The following is a 15,726-nucleotide window of genomic DNA, read 5'->3' as shown; positions in this document are numbered from 1 at the left end:
AGCGGGCGCTTTCGAGATCGCGCGTCAGACGGCGATCGGGGTGCGCTCGACGTCGACCCCGGATGCCGCGGTCTCGGCGTCGGTGCACGAGAACCGTGCGCGGTACGAGGTCGGGGTCAGCCCCATCGTGCGGGCGAAGTTCTGGCGCAGCACCGCGGCGGACCCGAAGCCGCACTCCGCGGCGATGCGGTCGAGGCCGAGGTCGGTCTCTTCCAGGAGCCGCTGCGCGTGCAGCAGACGCTGACGCGCCAGCCAGGCCGCCGGAGTCGCGCCGAAGTCCGCCTTGAACCGACGCGCGAACGTGCGCGGCGACATGTGGGCGCGCGCCGCGAGGCGCTCCACCGGCAGATCGGCGTCGAGGTTCTGCAGCATCCACTCGGTGACCGGGGCGAGCGAGAGCGACGTGTCCACGGGCAGCGGGGAGGCGATGAACTGGGCCTGCCCGCCGTCACGCTGGGGCGCGACGACCATGCGCCGGGCGATGCGGTTCGTGAGCTCGGCGCCGAGCTCTTGCCGCAGCAGGTGCAGGCACGCGTCGAGACCGGCCGCCGTGCCGGCGCTCGTGATGATGTTGTCCGACTGCACGTAGAGCACGTCGGGATCGACCTCGATCCGGGGGTACATGCGGGCCATCAACGGCGCATACCGCCAGTGCGTGGTGGCCCGGCGTCCGTCGAGCACCCCGGAGTCGGCGAGGACGAACGACCCGCTGCACACGCTCAGCAGCCACGCGCCGCGCGCGTGCACGCGGCGCACGAGGTCGAGAACGCGGACGTCGACCGCACCCCACCGCTCCCGGGGGATCGGGGCGAGCACGAGGATGTCGGCATCCTCCGCGGCGTCGAGACCCCGCTCGACGTTGATCGAGAACCCGATGTTCGACGGCACCACGCCCGGGTCGGGACTGACGATGCGGAAGTCGAAGTTCGGGACACCGTCGTCGGTGCGGTCGAGACCGAACGCCTCGCACGCGAGACCGAACTCGAACGGGGCGAAGCCCGGCTGGACGACGACGGCGACGGAACGCATGGATCCTCCGGTTGGCAGAAAAGCGGCGATTGACGTCCATCATGCCACTCGCGGGCACTATTCGTACAGACGTAGCTTCTCTGCCATGGCTTACCTCATCGCTCTCGCCGCCCTCGCCCTCGTCGCGATCGTCGCCACGGTGTGGCTGATCGGCACCGACGGTTACGGTCACATTCCCACCGACCCGCGGCGTCTGCCCGCCGGGACGGATCCCGCACCGTCCCGCAGCGAGGACGCGGCTCCGCCGACCGCCGCGGCCCCGGCCCGCCCTGCGGATGCCCCGGCGCTCCGCGCTCCGCGCGACGCGGCGCGGGGAACCACCCGGTCTCGGCGCGCTCAGCGCGACGCGGCGCGGGCGTAGACCGCGACCATGGCGGCCGTGCGCGACGACTGGCGGAACCGTTCGCCAATCGTGGCGTCGACCGCGACCGGCGTCCCGGCGGCGATATCGGCGGCCGCGCGGCGGAGGGCATCGGCGAGCGCCGGGACCGTGGCATCCGCGACACTCCACACGCCGCCGCCGAGTTCCGCGGCGATGTCGGGGTCGCTGACGACCGCGGGAGTCCCCAGGGACGCGGCCTCGAACACCGTCATCCCCTGCGTCTCGAAGCCGATCGACGTCTGCACCACGGCGTCGGCATCGGCGAGCCGCGCGAGCGTCTGGGCGTACGGCATCCGGCCCGAGAACCGGACGGATGCCACCGGGCGCGTGCGCTCCACGAGGCGGCGTGCCGCGCGCGACTGCGCCCCTCCGCCGATCACCTCGACCTCGGCGTCGACGCCGGAGGCCGCGACCGCCTCGAGGAACGGCAGCAGCCGCTTCTCGGGGCTCATGCGACCGATCCACACGAAGCGCGGGCGGCCGGGGCGGCGCTCGCCCACGCCGGAGGAGACGGCCGAGTCGAGGACGTCGTCGTCGATGCCGTTCCAGATCACGTCGACTCCCCCGCCGGGCGGCACCGCGCCGTGCGTCTCGAGACGCCGCGCGAAGTGCGCCGAGGGCGCGGTGACCGCGGCGGACAGGGCGGCGAGCCGGCGAAGGTAGGCCCACCCGTCGCTCGCGCGAGCGGTATCGCGAGTTCCTCGCGCGCGCGACGCCGGGCGCAGCGCCCGTCGCGCCCACCCGTTCAGCACCCGCAGCACCGCGCCCGGGAACGGCGCGGTGGCCTCGATGCCCACGTCGACGCGGTTGTGCATCGTGTGCACGACCGGCAGCCCGTGGCGCGCGGCGAACCGGTGCCCGATGAACGCGCCCCAGAAATCGGCCTGCACATGGACGACGTCCACGGGCGGACGCGTCGCCATCGCAGCATCCACGAACCGGTCGGTCCGGCTCCCTGGCCAGCTGAGGGCATACTCGCGGTCGAGGGTGACCGGGATCGAGGGCATGTCGACGTATGCGGCGTCGGTTGCGGCCGGGCGGTGCAGCCGCGGCGCCACGACGGTCACCGTGTGCCCGGCGCGCTCGAGGAAGCGCCGCTGCAGCCGCATCGACACTTGCGCGCCGCCCAGCGACTCGACGTGCTGGTCGGCGAACATCACCACGTGCACGAGGTCACTCCGGCAGGGGGCGTCCGCGGTACAGCGCCTCGAAGGTGTCGAGCGTGCGACCGATGTCGTGCACCTTCACGCCGTCGAGCGAGGCCTGCTGCATGCGACGGCGCTCGTCCGGGCCGGCCGTGAGGACGTCGGTCAGGCGAGCGGTCAGCTGATCGACGTTTCCCGGCTCGAAGAGGTAGCCGTTCTCGCCGTCGTGCACGAGGTGCGGCAGCGCCACGGCGTCGGCGGCCACGATGGGGAGACCGGATGCCATCGCCTCCATCGTCGCGATCGACTGCAGCTCGGCGATCGAGGCGATCGCGAACACGCTCGCCCGCGTGTACAGCGCGCGGAGGTCCTCTTCGGAGGCGTGACCGTGGAAGGTGACACGGTCCGAGACACCGAGCTGCTCGGCCAGCTGCTCGAGGTTGCGGCGCTGATCGCCGCCCCCGACGATGTCGAACGTCGTGTCGAGCGCGGGGTCGAGCCGGGCGAGCGCGCGCAGGATGACGTCGATCCCCTTCTCGGTGGTCAAGCGGCCGACGAACAGGATGCGGTTCGCGTCGCGCGGTTCGAAGTCGGGCGTGTAGTTCGAGCGGTCGATGCCGCACGAGATCGGGATGACCCCGTGGACGTCGATCGTCGACTCGAGGAAGTCGGCCGCGCGGCGCGTGGGAGTGGTCACCGCACGCGTGAGCGCGAACGTGCGCTTCGCGTCGGCCCACGCGAGCTTCACGAAGATGCGGTCGAGGAAGTCGGGCAGGGTCGTGAAATCGAGGATGTTCTCGGCCATCACGTGGTTGGTCGCGATGACCGGGATGCCGCGCTTGCGGGCCTCGCGCGCAAGGCCGCGGCCGATGATGATGTGCGACTGGATGTGCACCACGTCGGGCTTCACCTCGTCGAGCACCCGCCGGGCGTAGTGCTTGGACCGCCACGGGAGCACGAACGTGAGCCAGTCGTGCGGCAGGAAGCGCCACGACGGGAGTCGGTGCATCGTCATGGGCTCGCCCTCGACCACCTCGGTGAACGTCCCGGCGTTGCCGCGACCCGCGCTCGGCGCCATGACGTGCACGTCGTGTCCGCGAGCGACGAGCCCCGCGGCGAGGCGCTCCGCGAAGCGGGCAGCACCGTTCACGTGCGGGAGGAAGGTGTCGGCTCCGATGAGGATCGTGAGAGGTCGGTCGGCCGTGGGGTGGTCGGCGGGCGTCGCAGGAGTGGTCACGTGTGGTGAGGCCTATCTGTGCGGCGGAACAGGTCGCACGGTGCGGTGCATGCGAACGACCACTGTACCCGAGCGGTTTCGCAGCCCCCCCGGAGGCGGGGCGCGGGGCGGCACCGCTCTGGGCCACGTGAGGAAGGCTGCTCAGCGCGCGTCGTCGAAGCGGAGGGGGGCGACGGATTCCTCGTCGCCGGCGGCGCTCTCGAACTGCGACTGGTACAGACGCCAGTACGCGCCGTGGCCCGCGATCAGCTCCTCGTGCGTGCCCTGCTCGACGATGTCGCCGTGCTCCATCACGAGGATGAGGTCGGCGTCGCGGATCGTCGAGAGCCGGTGGGCGATGACGAACGACGTCCGGCCTGCGCGGAGCGCCGCCATCGCCTGCTGCAGCAGCAGCTCGGTGCGCGTGTCGACCGACGAGGTGGCCTCGTCGAGGATCAGCACCGACGGCCGCGCCACGAACGCGCGGGCGATCGTGATGAGCTGCTTCTCTCCGGCCGAGACGTTCGCGGCGTCCTCGTCGAGCACCGTGTCGTAGCCCTCGGGCAGCGAGTGCACGAACTGATCGACGCGGGTGGCGACGGCGGCCTCGACGATCTCGTCGTCGGTGGCCGACTCGCGGCCGTAGCGGATGTTGTCGCGGATCGTGCCGGCGAACAGCCACGGATCCTGCAGCACCATGCCGGTGCGCGCGCGGACGTCGTCGCGGCGGAGGTCGGCGATGTCCTGCCCGTCGAGCAGGATCCGCCCGCCGTCGAGCTCGTAGAACCGCATGATGAGGTTCACCAACGTCGTCTTGCCCGCTCCGGTCGGGCCGACGATCGCGACCGTCTGCCCCGGCTCCACGCGGAACGACAGGTCACGGATGAGCGGCCGGTCGGGGGTGTACGAGAACCGGACCGACTCGAACTCGATGACACCCCGCCCCTCGACGTGCGCGGGGGCATCGGCGGCATCCGGGTCCTGCTCGTCGGCGTCGAGCAGCGCGAACACGCGCTCGGCCGAGGCCGTTCCCGACTGCACGACCGCGGCCATGCCGCCGAGCTGCGACAGCGGCTGCGTGAACTGCTGCGAGTACTGGATGAAGGCCTGCACGTCGCCGAGGCGGATCTGCCCAGCCGCGACCATGAGACCACCGAGTACCGCGATACCCACGTATGTGAGGTTTCCGACGAACATCATGCCCGGCATGATCATGCCGGAGAGGAACTGGGCCTTGAAGCTCGCTTCGAAGAGCTCGTCGTTCTCGACCTCGAACTTCTCGCGCGCGTCCTTCTCTCGGCCGTAGACCTTGACCAGGGCGTGACCCGAGAACGACTCCTCGACGCGGGCGTTCAGGCGGCCCACCTTCTTCCACTGCTCGCCGAACGCCTTCTGCGACTTCGGGCCGATGACGCCGAAGATCACGGCCATGAGCGGGAGCGAGACGAGGGCGACGAGGGCGAGCTGCCACGAGATCGTGAACATCATGATGAGGACGCCCACCACCGTCAGCACCGATGTCAGGGCGCTCGAGAGCGACTGCTGCATCGTCTGCGTGATGTTGTCGATGTCGTTGGTCACGCGCGAGATCAGCTCACCGCGCTGGACCTTGTCGAAGTACGACAGCGGCAGCCGGTTGATCTTGGCCTCGACGTCTTCGCGCAGACGCCACATGGTGCGCACCATGATCACGTTGATGACGTAGCCCTGGATCCACGACAGCAGCGACGAGCCGACGTAGATCGCGAGGACCGTCACGATGACCATGCGCAGCGCGTCGAAGTCGACGCCGGCGCCCACCTGGAAGTTCTGCATCGCGGACACGATGTTGGCGATGTCGCCCTGACCGGCCGAGCGCAGGCTCTCGACGACGACGTCCTTCGACGTGCCCGCCGGGAAGTTCTCGGCGAGTCCGCGCGAGACGACGCCCTCGAAGATGATGTTCGTGGCGTCGCCGAGGACGCGGGGCGCGAGCACCGCGAGCACGACGCCGGCGGCGCCGAGCACGGACACGAAGGTGAACGACCACGCGTGCGGACGCAGCAGACCGATGAGTCGCCGGAAGCTCGGGCCGAACGCGGCCGCCTTGCCCGGCGCGACGCTGTTCCAGTCGCCGGAACTCTGGCGAGCCTGCTCGGCGAGTTCGAGCTCGGCGCGGTCTTCTTCGGTGAGGGCGTCGGGAGTGCTCATGCTTCCACCCCCAGCTGCGACTCGACGATCTCACGGTACGTGGGGCTCGTGCGGAGGAGTTCGTCGTGCGTGCCGAGGCCCACCATGCGCCCGTCCTCGAGCACCACGATGCGGTCGGCCCCGGTGATCGTGGAGACGCGCTGCGCGACAACGACCTTGGTCACGTCGGGCAATTCTCCCCATAGGGCTTTTCGCAATCGCGCATCGGTACTGAGGTCGAGCGCCGAGAACGAGTCGTCGAAGACGAGGACGCGCGGCCGGTGCACGATGGCCCGCGCGATCGCGAGGCGCTGTCGCTGGCCGCCCGAGACGTTGGTGCCGCCCTGGGCGATGCGGGCCTCGAGACCGCCCTCCATCTCGTGGACGAAGTCGCGCCCCTGCGCGATCTCGAGCGCACGCCAGAGCTCGTCGTCGGTCGCGTCCTCTCGACCGAAACGGAGGTTGGACGCGACCGTGCCGCTGAAGAGGAAGGGCCGCTGGGGCACGAGGCCGATCCCCCGCCACAGCTCGTCGAGGTCGGCCTCGCGCACATCGACGCCGCCGATGCGCACGGCACCGCCGGTGACGTCGAACAGGCGCGGGATCAGCGAGACGAGCGTGGTCTTTCCCGACCCCGTCGACCCGACGATCGCGACCGTCTCACCGGGAGCCGCGGCGAAGGTGATGCAGGACACGACCGGCGCCTCGGCACCGGGGTAGGCGAAAGCGACGTCGTCGAAGACCACTTCGCCCGGGGTGGGGAAGGTCGAGACGGGGTTCTCGGGGCGGACGAGGGTGGACTCGCTCTCGAGCACCTCGCCGATGCGCTCCGCCGAGACGGCGGCGCGCGGGATCATCACCGTCATGAAGCTGGCCATGAGGACGCCGCCGAGGATCTGCGCGACGTACTGGATGAACGCGAACAGTGTCCCGATCTCGACACCGCCGGCGTCGACCTGGATGCCGCCGAACCAGATGACACCGACCACGGTGACGTTCAGCACCAGCATCGCGAGCGGGAAGAGCAGCACGAAGAGCGAGCCCACCTTGCGACCGACGACCATGATGTCGGTGTTGGCTCCGCGGAAGCGCTCTTCTTCGATGCGCTCACGGACGAACGCCCGCACGACACGGACGCCGGTCAGCTGCTCGCGCAGGATGCGGTTGACGGCGTCGAGCTTGACCTGGAAGCTCCGGAACAGCGGGACCATGCGCGCGATGATCAGGGCGACGGCGACGAGCAGCACGGGCACCGCGACGCCGATCAGCCAGCTCAGCCCCACGTCTTGCTGCAGCGCCATGATGATGCCGCCGATGGCGAGGAGCGGCGCGCTCACGAGCATCGTCGCGCCCATCATCGCCAGCATCTGCACCTGTTGGACGTCGTTGGTGTTGCGGGTGATGAGGGAGCCGGCGCCGAACTGCGAGAGCTCGCGCTCCGAGAAGCCGCTCACGCGTTCGAAGATGTCGCGGCGGATGTCGCGGCCGGCCGCCATCGCCGCACGGGCGGCGAAGTACGTCGCGATCACGGCCGCGATGATCTGCCCCAGGGAGATGACGAGCATGATCGCGCCCCGTGACCAGATGTAGCCCGTGTCTCCGCGGGCGACGCCGAGATTGATGATGTCGGCGTTCAGACGCGGCAGGTACAGCGTCGCGATGGCCGACGCGGCCTGGAAGGCGAGGATGGCGACGAGGAGCCAGCGATACCGCGAGAGGTAGCGGGTCAGGAGCTTTCCGAGCACGGCGTTCTCCGGGTGTCAGGTCGGTGCGGCGCGACCGCCGCGGATCAAGAGTGGCACGAACCTCCGACACGGCGGGAGCGCTTCCGCCGACGGCGTACGCCTCCCTCGGCATCCCGGCATCCCGCCTCGTAGGCTGGGGCCATGCCTCGACTCCAGGCCGACGCCCCCGCCGCACGTTGGGTGCCCATCACGGGCTCCCTGGGCTTCGGCGGGCGACGCCATCGCAAGGCCGCCATCCGGATGCTGCTGACCCAGGCGAACCGCGCGGTGGGGGCGGCCGAACGCCCCGGCAGCGGGCTTTTCGCCTGGGTGGCGAGCCAGGCCGCCCCGCTCCTCATGCGACGGGCGGCCGGCCGCGTTCTCGTATGGGTGTGGCGGGACGCGCCCGACATGCTGGTCGTCATGGCGCAGCTGCAAGAGGCCACCCCGCAGCTGCGCGCGGCCCGGGCCATGATGCCGATGGAGTACGACGACACCGAGTCGTTCCGCAATCCGCACCTGGGCGTCGGCGAGAAGCTCGCGATGCCCCTGCCGTCCGATCCGCGCACTCCGCCGTTCGCGACCTACACGTGGGAAACCGGCGCCCATTTCGTCACCGTCACGGCCGTGTGCGCCGAGAGGGAGCGGTTCGGCACGGTGATCGGCGCGGTCGACGACCTCGCCCGCACCCTGCGCGTCGTGGACGAGCTGCGCGTGGGCGAGTCCGCGACGGTGCTCCGGCTCGACCCGGCCTGAGCCCGCACGTCGCTGAACCGTCCCCGGACCCGCGACGACCGCGGGCCCGGGGACGATTCAGACGGCGACGCGTCCGGCGAGGTGGACGCGGATGCCGATCGCGTCGAACATCGCGGCCTTGGCCAGGAGCGCCCGGTCGGCGGTCTCGGCATCCGCCGCGTAGACGACTTGCGCGTGATTGGCCTTGTGGCGTGCCATGAACTGGTCGCGATCGATGTCGTGGAGGACGACGTGGGCGATCGGCCACTCCGGGTTGGTCGCCTCTTTGCGGCGCCGGGTCTCTTCATCGGGCAGCTCCACGACCGACCCGCGCATCAGGTCGACCTGCAGAACACCCTCGGCCAGGAACACCCGCGAGATGACGACCTCGCCGGGACGGGAGACGCCGTTGATCGTGGCGCCACCGGCGGGGAAGAACACGGGGTTCTGTCGCCACCCCTCGGCATTCCTCCACCCGCCCAGGTGCGAGGCCGGAACGGATCCGGAGATCTCGTACACCCACACGAAACGACCGTCATACTCCTCGCCCCATCGCACGTCGTGCAGGGTGTTGTCGGGCACGAGCCCCATCGCGGACCACACCCGGTCGGTCACCAGCGCATCGACGGCCACGCCCTCATCGGCTTCGTTGAAATGCGGGAAGGCCCGACCGGCCTGCAGCTCGCGACGGCCGTCGCGAGAGAGGACCGGCGGCCGATCGGTCGAGTTGAGGATGCCTTCGGCGAGGTCGGAGGCCGGCACGAGGTCCTTCAACCCCTGCTGGTACTGGATGCCGACGGCATCCAGGCCGAAGTCGTCGGCGATCCGCAGCGCGGCGATGTACATCTTCAGCTGCCACTGCACCTGATCGCGCGTGAGCTCCGTGGCGGGATCCTCGCCGAACCGGAAGGTCATGCCGGCCCTGATGAGCCAGTCGAACGCCGCGTCGGCCTCGGCGTCGGTGACCGCGAGCATCTCGGCGTAGAGCGCGGACTGCGACAGTCGCTCCTTGTAGATGCCGGCGCGATTGAGCACCTCGTCGTCGAAGATCGCGTTGTACATGCCCATGCAGCCCTCGTCGAAGACGCCGATGATGGCTTTCTCGCGCAGCAACTCGGCACCGAGGGCGCGGCCCAACTCGACCTCGGGGACGCGCGGCAGCTCGGGCAGCGGCCGCACGTGCGAGTCGTCGTGGGTGATCCGCCCCGTCTCGACCCACTCGCGCAACCCCGCGCGGAACCACTCGTCGGTGAAGTCGACCGACCAGATGGTGGCGTAGTCCCGGCCCATCTTGGTCAGGCCCGCGTTCAATCCGAGCAGCCCCACCAGCCCCGGCCACTCGCCGGCGAAGTTCGCGACCGTGAGGATCGGGCCACGATGGGTGCGCAGGCCGCCGAGCACGTGGTGCGAGTACTGCCACACGGCCTCGGCGACGATCACCGGCGCATCGGTCGGGATGCCGGCGAAGACGTCGAACCCCATCCGCTGGCTCGAGATGAAGCCATGGCCCGTGTCGGGGTCGACGCCGTTGGCCCGCACGACGGTCCAGCCCAGGTCGGCGAACGCCGCGGTGACGGCCTGCTCCATCGCCACCTGCGCGGGCCAGCCGGCGACGTTCGCGGACTCGCGCAGGTCGCCGGAGGCGAGGAGGTAGGCCGTCCGCGGGGCGGCGTCGGGCAGGGGTCGCGGCTGCGGGAAGGTGTAGGTGGTCAACTCGGGGTCCTTTCGTCATCGCCGTGAGGCGCGGGGCAGGAGGGCGCGGCGCGCGCCCCGTGAGGGAAGTCAGCGATCGAGGCCGTCGAAGACCGCGAGGATCTCGTCGCGACGGCCGTACGACGACGAGGCGCCCGCACGGGTCACCGCGAACGCCGAGGCGTCCACTGCGAAGCGGGCGGCGGCTTCGAGATCGAGCCCGGCTGCCAGCCCCGCGCCGACCGAACCGGCGAAGGCATCGCCCGCCCCGGTCGTGTCGACGACGTCGACCACCCGTGCGGGGAGGCGTGTCGCGCCGGCAGGCGTCCGCAGCTCCACCCCCGCGGCGCCGAGGGTCACCACGAGCGAACGTGCCGGGCCGACACCGGGGCCCGCGGGATCGAGCCCCAACTCGGCGGCCTCGATCTCGTTGACGATGAGCGGGTCGGCCGTCGCGAGGGTCTCAGGGCCCACCGCGATCGGCGGTGCGAGGTTGAGGACGAAGCGGGTGCCGACCTCGCGACAGAGCGTCGCGAGCGCGTCGACCACGACAACGGGGATCTCGCCCTGCGCGAGCACGACGTCGGCCGCCCGCACCCGCGCGGACGCCGCGCGGACGTCGTCGACCGTGAGGGCGGCATTCGCCCCCGGGTCGACGAGGATGAGGTTCTCGCCGCCCGGGTCCACGACGATGATCGCCCGGCCCGTCCCCGTCGGCGCCGAGCGGATGCCGTGGACGTCGATGCCGTGCCCGCGGAGCGCGTCCCGCACCGTCGCCGCCGCGGCATCCGCCCCGATCGCGCCGACGAAGGACACGTGCGCACCCGCGAGCGCGGCGGCGACGGCCTGGTTCGCCCCCTTGCCACCGAGACCCGCGCGGATCGGTCCCGTCAACAGCGCCGTCTCCCCCGGTTGCGGCCAGCGACCGACCGGGAGGGTCTCGTCGGCGTTGATCGAGCCGACGACGACGACCGCGCCGCTCACCGGTAGGCGGCCACGACGCGCTCGATCTCGGCGATCGCGGCGGCGTCGGGCTCGATCAGCGCCATGCGGCAGACACCGTCGGCGATGCCCATGTGACGGTAGGCGGCTTTCATGCGCGCCATGTCGCCGCCGATGACCGCGACGACGTCGTCGACGGCGGCCTGCGCCCGCATGAGGGCCGACTCGTCGTCGCCATCCGCGGCGCGGGCGAGGTCGCGGAACGGCCGCGGGAGCACCGAGGACACCCCGGACACCACGCCCTGGGCCCCCGCGGAGCCGGCGGCGACCAGCTCGCGATCGGCGCCGGTGTACAGCACGAAGTCGTCACGGACGACGGCGCGGTAGGCGGCGAGCTCGTCGAGCGAGAGCTCGCTCACCTTCGCCCCGACCACGGCGGGCAGCTCCGACAGCCGCGCCAGGAGCGCCGGGCTGACCTGGATGCCGCTGCGCTTGGGGTAGACGTACACCGAGAGCGCCCCGTCGCCGACGGCCGCCGAAACCTGGGCGAAGTAGTCGAAGACGGCCTCTTCGGCGGCGGGCAGATAGTACGGGGTGAGCGCGGCGAACTCGGTCGCCCCGAGCTCGCGGGCGATGCGCACGCGACGCACGGCCTCGTACGCGCTCGGCTGGCCGACGTGCACGATGACCCGCATGACGGGAGCGAGTTCGGCGAGCGCGATCTCGACGAGGGTGCGGAACTCCGCGTCGTCCACGGCGGGGAACTCCCCCGTGGTCCCGAGGACGAAGGCGCCCTCGTTGCCCGACCGGGCGACGTAGCGGAAGATCTCCCGACTGCCGTCGACGTCGAGGCTGCCGTCGGCGTGGAAGCTGGTGGGGATGGCGGTGACGATGTCACGACGGGACATGGACGGTCCTTTCGGGGCCGGGGCGGATCAGGCGTAGGAGGAGTTTGCGGCGGGGGTGACGACGAGTTCGTTCACGCACACGCGGGGCGGGAGACCGGCCACCCACGCGACGGCCTCGCCGATGTCGTCGGGACGGAGCATGAGCGCGCGCGCCTCGGCGGTCGGAGGCGAGGGCCGCGTGTCGAGGATGTCGGTGGCCACCTCGCCGGGACACAGGTGGGTGGCGGTGACGCCGCCGGGACCCTCCTCGGCGTTGAGCGTCTCGGCCAACACGCCCAGGGCGTTCTTGCTCATCGAGTACGCCGCACCGGCGCCCGGCGAGTACCTCCACGCCGCCCACGACGACACCAGCACGAGGCGTCCCTCGCCGCGTTCGCGCATCGCGGGCAGCACGGCGTGGACGGCGCGCACGGCGCCGTGGAGGTTGGCATCCATCACGGACGACACGTCGACGGGGTCGAGGCCGCCCCAGAACCGGTCGGGCACGTTCGTCCCGGCGCTGTACACCAGGACGCCGATCGGCCCGTGCTCGTGCGCGACGGCGGCGGCCGTGGATGCCACGTCGACGGCGTCGCGGACGTCGACCACGGCGGCCGAGGCCGATCCCCCGGCCGCCCGGACGGCAGCGACGACGCGCGCCAGGTGCGCCTCGCGGCGACCCGACACGATCACGTGCCGACCGTCCCGGGCGAGCGCATGGGCCGCCGCCTCGCCGATTCCCGAGCCGCCGCCGATGACCCACGCGGGAGAACGCGTCACGGGTCAGCCCTTCGTCGCGCCGGCGGTCAGGCCGCTGACGACGTACTTCTGCGCGATCAGGGCCACGATCATCACCGGCACCGTGATGACGACGGCGGCGGCCATCAGCCCACCCCAGTCGACCGCGGCGTAGCTGGTGAAGTTGACGATCGCCACCGGCAGTGTGCGCGTGCTCTGGCTGGAGAGCACGAGGGCGAACAGGAAGTTGTTCCAGCTGAAGATGAACGACAGGATCGCGGCCGTGGCGATGCCGGGCACCGAGAGCGGCAGGACGACGCGGACGAACGCCCCGATCCGGCTGGTCCCGTCGATCTGCGCGGCCTCCTCCAACTCGCCGGGGATCCCGTCGAAGAAGCTCGACATGATCGCCACCACCAGCGGCATCGTCACGAACAGGTGCGTGAGGATCAGCACGGTATAGGTGCCGACGAGCTGGATCTGCGAGAACAGGAAGTACCACGGGATGAGCAGGCTCACCCCCGGGATGACACGGGCCATGAGCAGGAACGCCGTGGTGCTGCGCACCTTGTATCTCGCGATGCCGTAGGCCGCGGGGACGCCGATGGCGAGCGCGAGCAACGTGGCGCCGACACCCACGAGCATGCTGTTGCCGATGATCGGCAGGAAGTTCTGCGCCCCGAAGACGGTGTCGTAGTTGCCGAGCGTCGGCTCGAAGACGACCGTCTTCGCCGGGTCGACGACATCGAGGTTGCGCTTCAGGCTCGCGAGGAACATCCAGATCAGCGGGATCAGGAAGGACAGGACCACGACGGCGATGGCGACGGCGCGGGCAACTCCGCCCGCGACCGCGGCCGGACGCTTGCGTCGACGGGCCGGGATCGGGGGCGGCACGGGCGCGTCGGCCCGGGCCGACGAGGCGCGGCGAGAGACGGGGACGGGTGTGACGGTGGTGCTCATGAGCGGGCTCCCCGGTTGCGGAGGATGGCGAGGACGAGCAGGACGACGACGATCAGCAGGAAGAAGAGCATGAGCAACGCCGAAGCCTTGCCGTACTGGGAGAACTGGAACGCCTGGCCGTACGCGAGGATGTTCAGCGTCTCCGCCTCGTGGCTGGATCCGCCACCGATGCCTTTCGTGGCGTAGATGATGTCGAAGGTCTTCATCGCGTCGATGGAGCGGAGGATGGCGGCGGCGCCGATGACGGGCGCCAGCAGCGGCAACGTGATGTGACGGAAGCGCTGCCAGGCGTTGGCACCGTCGACGCGCGCGGCCTCGTCGGGCTCCTCCGGCAGCGTGGACAGCCCCGCCAGGAGGATGAGGATGACCATCGGCGTCCACTGCCACACATCGATGAAGATGAGGGTGTTCAGCGCCATCGACGGGTCGGAGAGCCAGCCCTGGGCCGGGAGTCCGAAGAAGCGCATGACGACGTTGGCGAAACCGATCGTGGGCTCGAAGATGAGCAGCCACATCATGCCGACGGCGACGGGAGTGGCCACGAGCGGCAGCAGGATGAACACGCGCACGATGCTCTGTCCGCGGAACGTCTTGCGCAGCAGGAGGGCGATCGCGAGCCCGAGCACGATCTCGAGGGCGAGCGCCATGCCGGTGAAGTAGGCCGTGCGGCCGACGGCCGGCCAGAAGCGCTCGGTGTCGGTGAGCCAGCCGATGTAGTTGTCGAGTCCGACGAACTCGAACGGACGCGAGACCGCACCGGACGAGTCGGTCAGCGAGAGGAAGATCGTGTAGCCGATCGGGAAGGCGATCAGCAGGGCGATGAACACCACCGACGGGGCGATGAGGATCCATTTGAGATGCGCGTCGATCCAGTCGACGGCGCGAGTCGCGGGGGCGACGCGACGGCGCGGGGCGGTGATGCTCGCCACCGTTCCTCCTTCGGTCGGGGTGGGGCCCCGGCGGCGATGCCGGGGCCCCGTGTGGTCACTTCTCGGAGTCGAGGAGATCCTGGAACTGGGTGTTGGCCGACGCGGCGGCGTCGGAGGCGTTGCCGCCCTCGATCGCGGTGATCACGGGGCCGCCGACGATCTCACGGGCTGCGGCGACCTGCTCGAGACGCGGCCGGTCGTGACCGACGCCGTGGTCGGCCACGTTGCGCACGATCTCCACCAGACCGGCGGGGAAGTTCGCGACGGCCGCGTCATCCTCCCAGGCCGAGAGGCGGGCACCCGGGACGGTCTCGTTCGCGAGGAGCCACTTGGTGTTCTCCTGGTTCGTCACCCACTTGATGAACGCCCACGCGGCATCCTTCTTCTTCGAGAACTCGTTGATGCCGACCGTCTGCGGGACGATGTTGTAGAACTTCGAGCCCGCGGGCCCCTCGGGGAACTGCGCGAATCCGACGGTGTCGACGACGCTGCTGTTCGCGGGGTCGAGGAACGTGTACGCCTGGCTGTCGGCGTCGATGTAGAACGCCGCCTTGCCCTGCGCGAAGAGAGCGGATGCCTCGACCCACCCCATGTTGGTGACTCCGGGAGGGCCGTACTGGCTCAGCAGATCGCCGTAGAACTCGATCGCCTTCACGGCCTCGGGGGTGTCGATGCTGGCGTTGCCGTCCTTGTCCTGGAAGTCGGCGCCGTAGCTGTAGAGGAAGGACGACAGCTGAGTGACCAGCGGCACGCGCGACCCGCGCATTGCGATGCCGTACACGCCCCCGTCGGGGTTGTGGAGAGTCGCGATCGCCTTCTCGAGGTCGGCGAGAGTCTTCGGCACGGCCAGACCGGCCGCTTCGAGGAGGTCGGCGCGGTAGTAGACGATCTGCCGCTCGGTCATGACCGGAACGCCGTAGACGGTGCCGTCGAGGGCCACCGCGTCGCGGGCGGCGGGCTGGAAGTCCTCCCAGTTCCACTCGGCATCCGAGGTCACGTAGTCGGTCATGTCGGCGAGCCAGCCGTTCCGCGAGAACTCGCGCATGACGTCCTGCACCTGGAAGGCCATGACGTCGAAGTCGGACGAGGACGCGTTGAGCTTGACCTTGTAGTTGTCGTTCAGCTGCTCGTTGCCGTAGGCCTCGATGTTGACGGTGACGCCCGTCTCGTCCTTGTAG

Annotated in this window: 14 protein-coding genes; 2 read left to right on the top strand and 12 right to left on the bottom strand. The window is 70.5% G+C overall.

The annotated features are described in order from the left end of the window. Window positions 1–24: 24 nt before the first annotated feature. The gene (locus LQV45_RS02210; protein WP_230005540.1) at window positions 25–1,029 is read right to left on the bottom strand and encodes a GlxA family transcriptional regulator; all 1,005 of its coding nucleotides are present in this window, start codon (window positions 1,027–1,029) and stop codon (window positions 25–27) included. Window positions 1,030–1,114: 85 nt separating this feature from the next. Here LQV45_RS02210 and LQV45_RS02205 point away from each other — a divergent pair, with 85 nt between their 5' ends. After that, complete coding sequence (locus tag LQV45_RS02205; RefSeq protein ID WP_230005539.1) at window positions 1,115–1,390, top strand: hypothetical protein; 276 nt, start codon at window positions 1,115–1,117, stop codon at window positions 1,388–1,390. Here LQV45_RS02205 and LQV45_RS02200 read toward each other — a convergent pair. The 4 genes from LQV45_RS02200 to LQV45_RS02185 all read right to left on the bottom strand — a co-directional run bounded on the left by LQV45_RS02200 (window position 1,366) and on the right by LQV45_RS02185 (window position 7,686). After that, a complete protein-coding gene (locus LQV45_RS02200) occupies window positions 1,366–2,568 on the bottom strand; it encodes a glycosyltransferase (protein ID WP_308288804.1) in 1,203 nt (400 codons plus the stop codon). The genes LQV45_RS02205 and LQV45_RS02200 overlap by 25 nt on opposite strands. Window positions 2,569–2,584: 16 nt before the next feature. Beyond that, a complete protein-coding gene (locus LQV45_RS02195; protein ID WP_230005537.1) occupies window positions 2,585–3,793 on the bottom strand; it encodes a glycosyltransferase in 1,209 nt (402 codons plus the stop codon). 141 nt (window positions 3,794–3,934) lie between these two features. Then, the gene (locus LQV45_RS02190) at window positions 3,935–5,962 is read right to left on the bottom strand and encodes an ABC transporter ATP-binding protein (protein WP_230005536.1); all 2,028 of its coding nucleotides are present in this window, start codon (window positions 5,960–5,962) and stop codon (window positions 3,935–3,937) included. After that, a complete protein-coding gene (locus tag LQV45_RS02185) occupies window positions 5,959–7,686 on the bottom strand; it encodes an ABC transporter ATP-binding protein (RefSeq protein WP_230005535.1) in 1,728 nt (575 codons plus the stop codon). Before LQV45_RS02185 ends, LQV45_RS02190 begins: the two co-directional genes overlap by 4 nt. Window positions 7,687–7,827: 141 nt before the next feature. Between LQV45_RS02185 and LQV45_RS02180 the strand changes: the two genes are divergently transcribed. After that, window positions 7,828–8,421, top strand: a complete 594-nt coding sequence (locus LQV45_RS02180; RefSeq protein ID WP_230005534.1) for a hypothetical protein — start codon at window positions 7,828–7,830, stop codon at window positions 8,419–8,421. 57 nt (window positions 8,422–8,478) lie between these two features. Here the strand turns inward: LQV45_RS02180 and LQV45_RS02175 are convergent, their stop codons facing one another. The 7 genes from LQV45_RS02175 to LQV45_RS02145 all read right to left on the bottom strand — a co-directional run. Further along, complete coding sequence (locus LQV45_RS02175; RefSeq protein ID WP_230005533.1) at window positions 8,479–10,113, bottom strand: fucose isomerase; 1,635 nt, start codon at window positions 10,111–10,113, stop codon at window positions 8,479–8,481. A 69-nt stretch (window positions 10,114–10,182) separates the two neighbouring features. Then, complete coding sequence (locus LQV45_RS02170; protein ID WP_230005532.1) at window positions 10,183–11,076, bottom strand: ribokinase; 894 nt, start codon at window positions 11,074–11,076, stop codon at window positions 10,183–10,185. After that, complete coding sequence (locus LQV45_RS02165) at window positions 11,073–11,942, bottom strand: dihydrodipicolinate synthase family protein (RefSeq protein ID WP_230005531.1); 870 nt, start codon at window positions 11,940–11,942, stop codon at window positions 11,073–11,075. The genes LQV45_RS02170 and LQV45_RS02165 overlap by 4 nt, the downstream gene beginning before the upstream one ends. Before the next feature lie 27 nt (window positions 11,943–11,969). Beyond that, window positions 11,970–12,701 (bottom strand): SDR family oxidoreductase, encoded by a 732-nt coding sequence (locus LQV45_RS02160; protein WP_230005530.1) that lies wholly within the window; start codon window positions 12,699–12,701, stop codon window positions 11,970–11,972. 3 nt (window positions 12,702–12,704) lie between these two features. Then, window positions 12,705–13,619, bottom strand: a complete 915-nt coding sequence (locus LQV45_RS02155; protein WP_230005529.1) for a carbohydrate ABC transporter permease — start codon at window positions 13,617–13,619, stop codon at window positions 12,705–12,707. After that, the gene (locus tag LQV45_RS02150; protein WP_230005528.1) at window positions 13,616–14,548 is read right to left on the bottom strand and encodes a carbohydrate ABC transporter permease; all 933 of its coding nucleotides are present in this window, start codon (window positions 14,546–14,548) and stop codon (window positions 13,616–13,618) included. The genes LQV45_RS02155 and LQV45_RS02150 overlap by 4 nt, the downstream gene beginning before the upstream one ends. Before the next feature lie 55 nt (window positions 14,549–14,603). Then, a partial coding sequence (locus LQV45_RS02145) for an ABC transporter substrate-binding protein (protein WP_230005527.1) occupies window positions 14,604–15,726 on the bottom strand: 1,123 nt, incomplete at its 5' end.

This window comes from Microbacterium sp. Bi128, from assembly GCF_918698205.1.
This window is presented reverse-complemented; position numbering and strand designations above follow the sequence as displayed.